The sequence below is a fragment of the Luteolibacter arcticus genome, from assembly GCF_025950235.1.
In the GTDB taxonomy this organism is placed as follows: domain Bacteria; phylum Verrucomicrobiota; class Verrucomicrobiia; order Verrucomicrobiales; family Akkermansiaceae; genus Haloferula; species Haloferula arctica.
In genome coordinates this window covers 186110-199081 of record NZ_JAPDDT010000005.1, presented here as the reverse complement: position 1 = coordinate 199081, position 12972 = coordinate 186110, and the positions used below count along the sequence as shown (strand labels likewise).

The 12972-nt window shown below is 61.5% G+C and carries 11 protein-coding genes; 5 read left to right on the top strand and 6 right to left on the bottom strand.

Annotation, left to right across the window (positions count from 1 at the left end):
- Window positions 1–82: 82 nt before the first annotated feature.
- Window positions 83–640 carry a hypothetical protein gene (locus OKA05_RS13920; protein WP_264487766.1) on the top strand — a complete coding sequence of 186 codons (558 nt, stop codon included), beginning with the start codon at window positions 83–85 and terminating at the stop codon, window positions 638–640.
- Window positions 641–686: 46 nt separating this feature from the next.
- Here OKA05_RS13920 and OKA05_RS13915 read toward each other — a convergent pair whose 3' ends face one another.
- The 3 genes from OKA05_RS13915 to OKA05_RS13905 form a co-directional block, all read right to left on the bottom strand.
- Complete coding sequence (locus OKA05_RS13915; protein ID WP_264487765.1) at window positions 687–1220, bottom strand: pyridoxamine 5'-phosphate oxidase family protein; 534 nt, start codon at window positions 1218–1220, stop codon at window positions 687–689.
- Between the two features lie 102 nt (window positions 1221–1322).
- On the bottom strand, window positions 1323–2600 hold the full coding sequence (locus tag OKA05_RS13910; RefSeq protein WP_264487764.1) for a glycoside hydrolase family 2 TIM barrel-domain containing protein: 1278 nt from the start codon (window positions 2598–2600) through the stop codon (window positions 1323–1325).
- Window positions 2601–2694: 94 nt separating this feature from the next.
- Window positions 2695–2832, bottom strand: coding sequence for a carboxymuconolactone decarboxylase family protein (locus tag OKA05_RS13905; RefSeq protein WP_264487763.1), 138 nt, complete (start codon window positions 2830–2832; stop codon window positions 2695–2697).
- A gap of 179 nt (window positions 2833–3011) precedes the next feature.
- Here OKA05_RS13905 and OKA05_RS13900 point away from each other — a divergent pair, with 179 nt between their 5' ends.
- Both OKA05_RS13900 and OKA05_RS13895 read left to right on the top strand, forming a co-directional pair.
- On the top strand, window positions 3012–3626 hold the full coding sequence (locus tag OKA05_RS13900) for a PEP-CTERM sorting domain-containing protein (protein WP_264487762.1): 615 nt from the start codon (window positions 3012–3014) through the stop codon (window positions 3624–3626).
- Between the two features lie 148 nt (window positions 3627–3774).
- Complete coding sequence (locus OKA05_RS13895) at window positions 3775–4668, top strand: phosphotransferase (protein ID WP_264487761.1); 894 nt, start codon at window positions 3775–3777, stop codon at window positions 4666–4668.
- A 256-nt stretch (window positions 4669–4924) separates the two neighbouring features.
- On the opposite strand, the gene OKA05_RS13890 is transcribed toward OKA05_RS13895, so the two are convergent.
- Complete coding sequence (locus tag OKA05_RS13890) at window positions 4925–6037, bottom strand: DEAD/DEAH box helicase (RefSeq protein WP_264487760.1); 1113 nt, start codon at window positions 6035–6037, stop codon at window positions 4925–4927.
- Window positions 6038–6206: 169 nt separating this feature from the next.
- On the opposite strand from OKA05_RS13890, the gene OKA05_RS13885 reads away from it, so the two are divergent.
- Both OKA05_RS13885 and OKA05_RS13880 read left to right on the top strand, forming a co-directional pair.
- The gene (locus OKA05_RS13885; RefSeq protein WP_264487759.1) at window positions 6207–9713 is read left to right on the top strand and encodes a hypothetical protein; all 3507 of its coding nucleotides are present in this window, start codon (window positions 6207–6209) and stop codon (window positions 9711–9713) included.
- A 22-nt stretch (window positions 9714–9735) separates the two neighbouring features.
- Complete coding sequence (locus tag OKA05_RS13880) at window positions 9736–11301, top strand: serine protease (RefSeq protein ID WP_264487758.1); 1566 nt, start codon at window positions 9736–9738, stop codon at window positions 11299–11301.
- A gap of 18 nt (window positions 11302–11319) precedes the next feature.
- Here the strand turns inward: OKA05_RS13880 and OKA05_RS13875 are convergent, their stop codons facing one another.
- Together OKA05_RS13875 and OKA05_RS13870 are read right to left on the bottom strand one after the other, a co-directional pair.
- Entirely contained in the window at window positions 11320–11829 is a 510-nt protein-coding gene (locus OKA05_RS13875; RefSeq protein WP_264487757.1) for a hypothetical protein, read from the bottom strand.
- Window positions 11830–11896: 67 nt separating this feature from the next.
- On the bottom strand, window positions 11897–12919 hold the full coding sequence (locus OKA05_RS13870) for an SHD1 domain-containing protein (RefSeq protein ID WP_264487756.1): 1023 nt from the start codon (window positions 12917–12919) through the stop codon (window positions 11897–11899).
- Window positions 12920–12972: the final 53 nt, after the last annotated feature.

The window sequence follows — 12972 nt, the reverse complement described above, 5'->3', positions numbered from 1 at the left end:
CAAGTACCCATGTGAACCGGGCAAAGCGCCCGGAATGAGTTCCGTTTGCGTGGCGGGCAGGGAGGACTTACCCGTTCCCACCATGAAGCCACTCCGCCCTTTGCTTTTCGCCACCTTGGGAAGCGTCACCCTGCTCCTCGGGACAGCCGGCGCCAAGCCGGAGAAAGACAAGGAAAAGGGAAAGGGCGGCGACAAGCACGCCGAGAAGGGGAACAAGGGAAAGCCCGACAAGGCAGAGAAGCACGCCGACAAGCAGGCGGAAAAGGCCGACAAGCACGTGGCGAAGGATGTTGGGAAAGGGAAGAAGCCGAAGTTCCAGGACGCGGATCGGAACCGTGTGGTCGGCTACTTTGCCACCTACCGCGATGAGGCCCACGGCCTGCCTCCGGGCTTGGCGAAGAACCTCCGCCGCGGCAAACCGCTGCCGCCGGGATGGCAGAAGAAACTACAGCCGGGCTTCGTCATCGCGGATGACTGGTGGGCCGACTTTTCGCCCGTCCCCTACGAATGGTTCCCCGAAGTGGAAGTCGTCGCGGACACCCGGCTCTATTGGTACGGCGATCGCATCGTCCGCGTCTATGAACCGCGGCGAGAGGTCATCGACGTGATCATCGTCCCGACAATCCGGGTCGATTGGTGACACGGGTTACCGCGTAGAAAGAGCAGGCGACACACTGCGGATCGGATTACACCTTTAGCGTCCCTTCGATCGAGTCGTCGAGGGTCTTTCGGATGGCGGCACCGATCAGCATCTTGATGCCGGCGATGGCGTTGCCGTGCTTGGTGTCCCAGTAGTAGCCCTCGGTGGGTTCCACTTTGATCACGGTGATGCGTGGGTCGTCCTTGCCTTCGGTGAACCAGGTCCGGATCACCGGCTCCCACAGTTCCTCGATCTTCGCGCGGTCCCGCGAAATGGTCGCGCGCCCCTTCAGGTGCATGAAGTCGGAATGCGTGGAGCCTTGGAAATAGAGTTCCACCAGGGGCAGGGCCCCGAGTTCTTCGTTCTTGAGGCTGTCATGGGAGCTGAGGAACCAGAGGTTTCCGGTCTCATCGACCTGGCGCACATTCATCGGTCGCGTGTCGGTCGTGCCATTGGGTGCCATTGTGGAAAAAAAGCAGTTCGGCGCCTTGCCGACGATTTCCTGGATCTTCGCCACCGCATCAAGGCCGCCAAGGTCTTCACGGGTGTCTTCCGGTTGTTGCTGATGGATGGAATTCATGGAAAGAGGGTCGGGTTCGCGTCGCCCCTCGTGAAACAAAAGGGCCGACCCTCCAAAGGGACGCAGGAATCCGGACTTGTCCAACGAAAGCAAATCCACCGACTACTCCACCTTCACCGACGCGTGGGCGATTGAGAGATTCGGGAAGTTGTCGCGGGCGAAGGCGTAGATCTTGGTCGGGCCGGTTTCCTTGGGAAGCTGCACGCGGTAGAAGCCAGGCTTCTTGCCCGACTCGTGCTTGAGCGGCTTGGCGGCATCGCGGCGGGCACGGTCGCCAGTACGCTGGTTGTAGTAGAAGCTGACCTCGACCGGATTCTTCTCCTTGTCGATCACGTCGAGCCGCACATCGATCCACTCGCCGGGTTTTCGCGGCTTTTCCGAATCGCGCAGGAGGAAGGTATCGATGACCGGCGGCTGATTGACCGCATCCTTGCCCGTGAAGGCCTTGCGGGCGCCCCAGTAGCTCGGGCGGTAGGCGTCCTCGATGAAGAAATCGAGCCAGATGCCGGGGTGGCTCAGTTCGTTGCCGAAGTTGAACAGGAAGCCGCCGGCGAACTGGTCGCCGGATTGCTTCATCACGTCCGGCCAGCCCTTGGCGAAGATCTCGTACTTCTGCTGGTCCTTCGGCTCGGGCCTCACGCCGTTCGCATCAGGCTTCAACTCCCACTCGCCGGTCGCGCCGAATTCGCCGAGGAAGAACGGCTTCTTCATCCCGAGCTTCTTCAGCTCCCCCGGCACGGCGAAGACCGCATAGCCATAGACATTGATCCCGTAGAGATCGAGCGAGGGGCAGTGCTTTTCCCAATAGGGCACATCCGTGGTCCATGCGGAAACGGAGGCCACCGGGTGATTCGGATCGATGCCCTTGATCGCCTTGCAGACGGTTTCCAAGTACTTCGCGTAGGCTTCCTTTTCCGGCTCGGTGGCGATGTTCAGGATCACCTCATTGCCCACGCCCCAGCCCAGCACCGCGGGGTGATCCTTGAACTTCTTCACCGCCGCGAGCGCGCTGTCCATCTGCGCCTGCTTGCCCTTTTCATCGTTGATCCAGTTGAAGCTGTCATCCCCCTCCGCCCCGGGCCGGCCGTGGCGCATCCAGATGCCCAGCAGCACCTTCATCTTATGCTTCTGCGCCAGATCGAGCAGGGTCTTAGTGGTGTCGCCGGTGCCCCAGGTGCGAAGCGCGGTCACCTCCAGTTCCGCCATCTTCTTGAAGTCCTCCGGGTTCGGCTTGTCGGCATAGGTGATGCCGTGGATTTGGAACGGTTTGCCGCCCACGTGAAGCTGGCCATTCGAGACGGTGACGGGTTCGACTGCTCCCTTCGCCGACAGGGCGAAAAGGAGGGCGGCAAACGAGGAACGGAGGACGGGAGAGATCATGCGGGTTTCCTTGGATTGTGTCGGAAGAACGTTCCGATGGCATCGCTTATTGCATAAAATTGCATGTGTGGAATCAGAATCTTCCGGCCGGCTTTCAAACCCGGAGTTGGGCCATCTTGAGGTCCTCGTCGCAGCCATTGATCTGCGAGGCCCACAGCTTGATGAAGTCGAGCTGCATCGGATCGATGCCCGCGCTACGAATGACCTGCTCGAGGCCAAGCATCGCCTTCATGACTTCCGGCGTGCTTTCCAATATTCGAGACGGGCCTTGGTGGTGTCGGTGTCGATGGTCTCCGTACACCCGGACTTCGGGGCATGCGACATGTGACAGTGTGAAGAAAATTTTCCGATTGTCGTAGCACCATTTGAATATCAGGGTTTCGGACGCCTCGCCTCATTTTTTTACACACGATGATATCCACAGCCAATCTTTTCATAAGCGGTCTTCTTGCATTGCTAGGATCCGCCAGTAGCTTGTCGGCGGCGATCACCGTGTATTTTTACGGCGTCAACTCCCCAAACGATACAAGCCCCAATCCATCCCCGCTGTATATAGGACCAGGATCGGGAGGCATGTATGTTGCCACAGGTGGCGGGGTAAATCTATCAATAGCGGGTGGATTTGGAGATCCCTTCTTTTATAGGTCGGATGCCACTCTTATCCCCGACGGTCGCACGGGAAACGTCTTGTATTTTAGTATCGAACTCCAAGGAGGCGCGATCCCCGGCGATCAAAATTACTCGTATCTCAAGTTTGGCGAAGGGTATTTCGAGCCCTTTGAATCCATTGCCCAGTTCCATTTTGAAGAAGATGGAACCGGCTGGCTGGTTGCAATTGCAACGACAAATACTGGAACCACAGCATCCAATATTCGTGGGAACAGCGATGGTAGAAGGACTACGGTTGCGGAAGGAGCCGCAGCGATTGCAGAAGCAAGTATTCCGGAACCATCTTCGACTGTATTCTTGGCAGGAGGGATTTTGGTGGGATTCACTCGCCGGAGACGAGGCAAAGCAAGTCTCTAACAGTGCCTCCCAGCATGTCCGGTTTGGGAATTCGTGGAACTTTTCATGAGTGAAGGCGAGTCGCCGACCAGGGGGGTGGAGGCTGGGGTGTTCCTTCCCAATCCACTAGATTTTTCCGTGACGGCTGTGGCAGCTCCGCGTGGACTTCATGAAGTCCTCCACCATGCCCGCCACCGACCTCCCCATCCTCGCCGCGACGGAAACGGCGATCGCCCACGGCATCGTGCCGGACCGCTGCGAGATCCTGCAGGATGGCAATACCCTGGTGCTTCGCCTGACAGAAACGCTGGTCGCCCGCGTGGTCCAGGATCGCGATGGCCCGCGGCAGGGGACGACGTGGTTCGCGCGGGAGAATGCGGTGGCGCAGCATCTCGCGAAGAATGGCGCACCGGTGATCCCGATGCATCCGGACATCCCACCGGGACCGCACGAGCATCTCGGCTACCCGATCAATTTCTGGCGCTTCGTCACCCGCATTGATGAAGAGCCGGAGCCGGAAGCGGTGGGAAGCACGCTACGCCATTGTCACGCGATCCTACATGCCTTCCCGGAGCCGCTGCCGGAACTGGCCATCCTAACAGAAACGGTGGATCTGCTAGGAACCTTGGAACGCCGCGCTCTTTTTCCGGAGGACACCTTGGAACTGTTGCGCGGCCACCTGACGAGGTCGGTGACGATGCTCGCTGCCCTTCCCCATCAGCCGCTGCATGGCGACGCGCATTTCGGCAACCTGATGAACACGAGCGACGGCCTGCTGTGGACGGACTGGGAAGACACCTTCGCCGGTCCGGTCGAGTGGGATCTGGCGTCGATCATTTGGAATGCGCGCATCCTCGATGAAGATCACGACACTGCGGACCGCATTCTCAAAGCATACCAAGCGGCGGGTGGATGCTTCGATCCCGCGGCACTCGAGCAGAGCTTGATTGCGCGGGCGGCGGTGATGAGCGCGTGGTATCCCATTTTGTATCCCGATCCCTCGGCGGAGCGGCGGGAGAAGCTGCGGTTCCGGCTGGAGTGGCTGGAAAGGGTGTTGCCCTGACCTGCTGTGGCGGTTCCGGATGGCACGGGATTAGGGGCAGGTTCGCCGGGTTTGCCGGGCGGAATAAATTCCGCGTTCCCAGTGGGCGCTTCCGAGGGTGTCCCAAATCTTAGGGACATGACAAAACTGCGGATTTCGGTCACCTTCTGCTCATCCGAAGGGGCTCCGGCCCATAGGAAATGAAAATTTCATGACGAAATTCATTGGGGCCGCATGAGTGTGCGGCCCCTTTTCGTGTCCGGGAGGAGCGGTTTTTTCAGCGGATTTCGCTGAAATGCACCCCGAGCTCGCGGCCGATCCGCTCCAGCTTCGCCCGCTCGCGCGGCTCGATCAGGGTGATGGACACGCCTTTCTTACCGGCCCGCGCGGTCCGGCCGCTGCGGTGGGTGTAGTACTCGAGCTGGTCCGGCGGCTGGTGGTGGAAGACGAAGGCGAGGTCGTCCACATCGATGCCCCGCGCGACGACGTCGGTGGCGACGAGCACGCGGATGCGGCCCTTCTTGAAGGAGCGCATGACCTTGTCGCGCTCCGGCTGGGTGAGGTCGCCCTGCAGCACATCGACCGCGAGTCCGTGCTTGGCCAAGACCTTGCCAAGCGTGATTGCGCCGGCCTTGGTGCGGCAGAAGACGAGGCCGCGTTCGTCGTCGCGACGCTCCAGGTAGCTGGCGATGAACTCCGCCTTTTCGTCGCGCGGGCAGACGGCGAAGCGGTGGTCGATGTCGCGGTTGACCACGTGGGCGCGGTCGATCGTCACCCGCTGCGGTGAGCCGGACATGCAGCCGTGGATGAGCTGCTGGATCGCATCGGGAAAGGTCGCGGAAAACAGCCAGGTGCTTTTGCGGCCGCGGGTCCAGGCGAGGATTTGCTCCAGTTCCTTCTTGAAGCCCATGCTGAGCATCTCGTCCGCTTCATCGAGCACCACATGGCGCACGGCATCCAGCGAGAGCACCTTTTGCTTCACCAGCTCGACCAGCCGGCCGGGGGTGGCGACGACGATGTGGGTCGGGCGCTGGAGCGCGGCGATCTGGCGGTCGATCTTGTCGCCGCCGCTGACCACTTCGGTGAAGATCTTCGCCGAGTGCTTGGTGAAGCGGAAAAGCTGCTTGCCGATCTGCTTCGCCAACTCGCGGGTCGGGGCGATGACGAGGGCCTGGATGACCTTGGAATTCGGGTCGACCTTCGTCAGCAGCGGCAGGCCAAAGGCCGCGGTCTTGCCGGTGCCGGTCTGGGCCTGGGCGATCAGGTCGCCGCCGTTTTCCATGAGGAAGGGGATGGCCTTCTGCTGGACTTCGGTCGGCGTGATGATGCCGAGTTCTTCGAGTCCCCGGATCAGGTCGGCGGGGATGCCAAGTTGTTGGAACGTGCTCACGATGAAAAGGGGCCGCGCCGGCTAGAACCGGCGGCGACGGGGTGCCCCGACCCTGCGTTCCCGGCAAGCCCGTGGCGAGCGGTGAATCACCGGAATGCGCGAGCTGGGTTTGGGCTGGCCGCGAACCATGGCGGTGGGTAGCAATGGGACCGAACGCCCCAATTCCTTCATGGAAGTCTCAAGTCTCCGTCTTAAGTTCCCGGCCCACCTCGCCTCTCGGCTGATGATTGCCGGCGGTGTGGCAGCGCTTTTCTCCGCCTGCAATCGCGACGCGGCGAAAGTGGAGAACAGGGACAAGGCGCAGGCTGGAGATGCTGCGGCCGCCGGGAAACAGGAACCGGCGAGACCGGCAGAGGCCCCCGGGATCCCACCGCTTTCCCAAGTAGCCCTTGATCAGTTGATGCAGCAGTGCGTCTTGGTCCGCTCGAAGGATGGCCGGGACACCCCGGGAGTGGTGGTGTTTGAGGAGGAGATCTCTTCCTCAGGCTCCACGCGACATCTGATCGCCGCCAGCACTTCGCCCGAGTCGGACACCATCCGTCTGGCCTATGCTTCGACCAAGGGCCGCGTGGCAATCTCATCCGGCACTCGGGAACTGGTGTTGCCAAACGGGCTGTCGCTTTACTCCACCACCGCGAAGGTTCCCTTCATTCCCGGAAAAACCGGCCCAGAGGAGGGGCCCGTTCATGCTTGCCGGTTGAGAGGCAGCGGCTCGATCGACCCGAAGGAAAAAGCGGAGCTGGAGGCGAAGCTCGCACCCTTGCGGAAACAGTCGGAGGAACTCACTGCGAAGCAGCACGAGGCCATGAGGGATCCCGGAATGGACCGGGTGAGCAGGGAGCAGGCCATGCGGCAGAGCAGTGAAATCGCGATGCAACGGGCCCGACTGTCCAGGGAGATGTCCCAGCTCACCAACCGGCTTGCCCTGCCGATCGACTCGATGTCGGGAGAAGAGGTGGGCAGCGCGAGCACGGTCGAGGCCATGGATAAGTCGTCGATTGCCATGGAGGGCACCGTCCTCGCCAGCAAGGACGGGACGGTCACGGCGATCCGCCACGAGGGCAAATGGATCGATACCGAGGAGATGATGCCGGCGGACCTCGCGGCTCCGGCGGGCATTACTCTCAGTATTTCCGGCAGCCAGCGGGACGTCCGAGTGAATTGTGAAATCGAATGGACCCAGCCGATAGGCAAGCCCGCATGTTCGATGGTAGCGGCGACCACCTACGAGCTGGAATCGATTCAAGGCGCGGACATTGCCGAGCGCCTGACCAAGGTCGAAGCCAGGAAGCTCTCGTCCTCCAAGGAAAAGTCCTCTGGCAGCAGCAACTGCGAGTGGAATGGCAAGCCAACGTCGCTTTGGATCAGGATTTTCAAGGACACCGACCCGGCTCACCCGATTATCGACGAAATGGTGCAGCTGGATTACCCGGACCAATTCGTGGCAAGATGGGGAAAGCCGCCATCGCCCTTGATCAAGCATAAGGCGTCCCAACAGGACAAGCCTGCCGACCTGTTGCGCGAGACCAGCGTCGTCGCCGCGCAAGGAACCATCCTCGACATGATCGCGGCGGGCGACGGGTCGGTCCTGATCGTGCGAACGGATCGTCCTCCGTACTGGGCTCCCTTTGACCTGAAGACCGGCCGGTTTGAAGAAGCCCCGTGGAAGGCCGGACCCGACACTCTCCTGGCGGCCCAAGCCGGCAAGGTCTATCTGATCGACCGGAAATCCAAAGTCCTGGAGATCTGGGACCTCGCTTCGAAGAAAAAGACCGGCCTTCAGCTCCTGGCAATGGAAGGCGACCTCGTGGCTGCGGCTGCTCCCTTGTCCTCCGCCATCTCACCGCTGCTGGTGACGTCGGACAAGACCGCCCGCTTCTTCGATCCCGTACAGTTCGACCCGCTGGCGAACGGCCTGGCCATCGATGCATGCTTTGCCGCCGAGAAAACGCGGGACCACGAGCTGCCCCGGCTTGATCCATCCTCGGTCCATCTCAGGGCATCGGGAGATGGTGCCCTGTACGTGCTTTACGGCGACCCGGCCGGATCACAACGCTCGAATCCGGTGATGATCCCGATCGAAGTGGATTCCTCGTTGCTGGCGATCACTCGCAATTCAAACCCGGGATTCCTTGCCAGCCGGGGACGGCAGGTGAGCCGGGATTACCCTGACCACGGTGGCAGTGACCTCGAACTCCGCCCGCGGGCTTCCCAAAAACCATTTCCCAGCCCTCCCGGAATGATCCGCTTCATGGATGGCGAAAACCGTGAGGCCATTGCGGAGATGTGGAGTCTCCCCGTGGCCCCATCGGAATCCTCAAAGTCTGCCGGTCCCCTGCCGCGCGATCGCGAGCTGTACTTCGATTCCTCCCATGACATCCTGCTGGCACCTGATGGAGACAAGCTGCATGTCATGCGCCTCAATCTCCCGAAGCGGTCGCAGGCGGCCCCTGACTTCGCGTTCACAGGCGAGGAGATCCAGATCCCCCTGCCACCGGGGCGCGACCACAAGCTCGTCTCCGACTCCGGTCAGGAGAAGGCCGGAGAAACGGTGATCGAAGGCAATCTTGCGAAGTGGAAGGTCCCCGAGAACTTCTCCAGCAGTAGCGTCAACCTGACCTTGGAATGGACGGCGGAACTCGGGTCCACCATGAGCCGCCCGATCCAACGCCGGATCGCCAAACAATCCCCGCGCCCATTCATCGAATCACCGGACGGAAAGGCCAGGCTCCCCCTGCGGCGGACGGGAGTCATCTCCACCCAAGATGAAATCCGGGGCTTCGCCGGCTCGGGCGAAATCCTGCTCACCCACTCTGGCGACACCTACGGCGCATGGAACCTGTCGACGTGCGAGCGTCTGCTCGACATCCAGGAAGATGGCCGCTCGATCTTCGGAGATGCCGACCAGCTCTATATCCTGAAGGACAACGACACCCTCAAGTCGTTCGACCTTCGAACCGGGGCAGCTTTGAAGGAAGTGTCCTTCGGAAATGCCGCCGAAAGGAGAGAGGGACTCGCCGGGATCACCACGGGCATCTCCGCCCGTGGTCCGCTGCTCGCGGTGGAGAAGGACCACATGAACCGCTATCTTGCCCTCGTCGATCGCAAGACGCTGGAGTCCCGTTTGCTGAACTTCCCCCGCGAGACCCAGCAGCTGTTCTTCATTCCGCAATTCACGGCGAATCCCAGCGGCTCCGCCATCTGGTCCTTCACCGCCGGTGTGTTTTGGGAGAACAACAACACGAAGATCACGGCGACGTCGTTCCCGAATACCCCAATCAGCGGGACTCCCGACGCCAGTGGCCGGTATGTCGTCGGGAGCGGCGGCATTCTCGATCTCAAGGCATCCCCTCCGGTCATTACCAAGACCTCTGAAATCCGGGGAGGTGCCGAATCGATGGAATGCTCGCTCGATGTTTCCGGCCAATATCTCCTGCTCACCGACTCGTCATCTCGGCCCGGACAAGCCGTGATCTCGGTGCGGGAAGTGGCGAAGTCGGGAGAAGAAATCTTCAAGCTCATCATCCCTGCGGATTACTTGCGATCTTCTCACGTCATCAGCGGCATTCAAAAATTGATTACCCCGCTTTCCGATAGCCCGCGCTCTATCGGTGTTTTCCACTTCGACGTTCCGGCCTTGGCGGTGAAGCTTGCCGCCGGCGCCGTGGAACCCTGATCACTGCCACTCCATGACGATCATGAAACTCCGGATGATTGCCCTGCTGGCGAGCGCCCTCTTGTCCTCCCACGGACAGGCGCAAGATGGCGACGCGACGAAGCTGTTCAAGTCCATGGAGCCCTCCGTGGTGCTGATTTCCGATGAAGAAGGAGGGGGAAGTGGCGTGGTGATTTCCGCCGACGGCCTGATCCTGACCAATGCGCATGTTGCCGGCACGGCCTTGCCGCTGACGGTGGAAGCAATGGTGACCGAGGCCGGCAAGGAGGTCCGCAAGAGTTTCCCGAATGCCACCGTGCAGAAAATTCATCCCACGAACGATCTGGCACTCTTGAAGGTGACGGCTCCGGGATGTCGCTTCCATCCCGCAGCCCTGTCGAAGTCCGACGCGGACACCAAGGCGGGCGGAACCTGCTACGTCATGGGCTTCCCTTACTTGCCCGATCAGGACAAGCCCGAGATCACCATCACCAAGGGAATCGTCAGCGCCGCCCGAAGGATGGTGGGTGGGTCGCCCTACATCCAGCTTGATGCCGCGATCAATCCCGGCAACTCGGGCGGTGCGCTTATCAATGAACGCGGCGTGGTGATCGGCATTCCGACGCTGCGTTTCGAAGGCTCCGATCGCATCGGCATGGCCGCGCCGGTGGCCGGCCTCAAGCTCGAGGCATTCGTGGATCCGAAAGAAGCCAAGGGCGATCCGGCCGAGGCGAAGCGCCTGTCCACAATTGCGGCGAGGCTTTACGCCAGCGACCTCTTTTCGCTGGGCACCGACGACGAAGCAGTGGCCGTCGCCATCTACATGCAGCGACAGGCGATCGCGCTCGAACCCAACAACCCCGAGTGGTCGATCGCCATTGCCTCGATGTATCGTCGGCTGAACAAGTTGAGTCTGGCGCGCGCCTATGCGGAGAACGCGGTGAAGCTGGCACCGAAGCATCTCGGAAGCCGCACGGTTCTAGCGGCCATCCACGACGAGTTGAAGGAGCCCGCCAAAGCCGCCGCCCAACGCCTCCAAGCGCTTCCGCTGCTCGCGGAAGATACGAAACCCGACGTCAAAAAGTTCCTGTTCGAGAAGCTCGCGGAAAACCTCATCGAAACCGATGATGGGGTCCGGGCGGTCTATGTGGTTTCCTGGGCGCAGGCGGCGGTTGGTGGTGGAGGTGGGCCCGGGCAACGCCTGATCCTGCAAACCGCCGGGCAGAAAGTACCGGAAGCATTGGTCCGCGAGATCCTGGATAAGAAGAGCGGGCACAGCATCGAGGACATGGAAGCAATGGCCCGGAAGGCACCCGCCGCCGGGTCCACGCCGCCAGCCGCTCCGCAACCGGCAGCGAACAACGACCAAGCTGCCACCGCCGATGCTTCCGCATCCGCTTCAACGGTGGTTTCCAAAGTGAACTTCAAGAGCGGTGCCACGGCCCGCCTCGCGGATGCTCCACCGGGCGTAGTGTTTCATCAGGAAAGCAGCACTGTGGAGTGGACCCCGCCGACCTTTTCGCGAATGGAAGAAACGCGCGTGCTCTTCGTGCTCACCCATCCCGATGGGAGCGAGGAGCTTCAAGTGCACACGGTTCGCCGCAAGTGACGAACCTCCTGGATCCCTTCACTTCCGCTTGAGCGGATCCTTGAACTGGTCGCGGTCCACCGATCCGGAATTCAACTTCGGCGCTTCGGTTTTTTCCGCGGGGATCACTCGGCGTTCCACGATGCGGGTCTTCGGACTGAGGACGATGGCGTGCTCATCCAGCCGGGCTTCGAGACCGGTCTGCTCGAGGATCTCGCTCATCAATTTGCCAGCGGAGAAGCCCTTCGCGGTGATGGTCACGGTGGGAGTCCACTTCTTGCGATCAAAGGCCTTGTCGATCCACTGGAGCTTCACGCTGCCCTTCGTCTGCGTCTCGACCAGGTTTGTGAGCGCCGCGAGGGCGTCTTCCACGGTCGCCTTGTCGAAGACGATCTCGGGAATGATCACGCTGGCGAGCGGTGTCTTCGCCAGCTGCGCCTTGAGGTTGGGGCCTGTTTCCGGCTTGGCCGCAGGCGGTGGCGCGGGTGCCGGAGTCTGCGCGAACACCGGCACGGACAGTGATAGCAGGATAGCGGCGATGATCTTCATTAACCGCTACCAAGCCATCGTATGACTGCCGGCGCAAGGAGGATCGCGGCGGCGACACAAGGCGTATTTACTTTGCGGGGACCTCCTTGAACCAAGCCATCGCCTTGCCGAACTCCTCGCGGTTGAGGCTATGACCACCGTCGAAGAGCTCCAGCCGGACATCGCCATATCCCTGCGCCTCGACGCTGTCCTTCACCTTGCTCGCGTGGTCAGGGGTCGAGATCGTGTCGGTCTTGCCGTTGCTGATGAAGACGCGGACTTTCTTGACGCCGGACTTGCGGAAGCCGGTCTCCTCGCGCGCGTCGTCGGTCATGTCCTGAGTGCAGCCGCCGAGGAAGAGGCCGGCCACTTCCAGGTCGCAGGCCAGCAGGTCACCGGCTCGGTAGAAGCTCGCCTTGGCACCGCCGGAAAAACCGCAGCAGGCGAACTTCCACGTCTTGAAGGTCGGCCATGCCTTGGCGAGCGCTTCCACGGCCTGCTTGTGGACGGCGAGGTCGCCGCCTTCGCTGCGCTGGTTGTCTTCCATGCGCGGATTGCCCTGATCGGTATCGGCGGCGATGACCACCCAGCCGGCCTTCGTGGCGGTGTCGGCGTATCCGCCGATGGCGCCGATGTTGCCGCTCTTGCGCTCGCCCTCGTTGTTGATCGGCGCGCTGACCCACATCACGTGCTGCGGCTTGGCGGGATCGAATCCCGCGGGCAGGGCGACGGCCAATTTCATCTGGCTCGGCTTGGTATCGGCCTTGGAGAATTTCTTCAGGGTGGCGGCGGAAAGCGGTTCCTGCACGTTGTTCACGGAGCCGTCGGCCTTGAGCGGCGTGCCGCAGAGGCTGAGCTCACCGGCTGGTGCCGCTTTCTCCTCCGGCTTGGTCTTCTGCCACTCCTCGGCGAATTTGCGGTCGTCCGCGCTCAGGCGGGCGAGCGCGAGTTTGACCTCCTTGCCTTTGAAATTGAGCACCACTTGGTCGCCATCGAGTCCCACGATCTCGGCATCGATCTTTCGGCCGGTGGTGTCGGTCCAGACGCGGGCACTGGCGGTGGTGAGGAGCAGACCACTGAGAAGGACAGCCGCCGCGGATCTTGGAATCATGATGCACCGGCTACAGGGCGGCACACCCACTGTCAACGGCCGCCAGCGTGGCG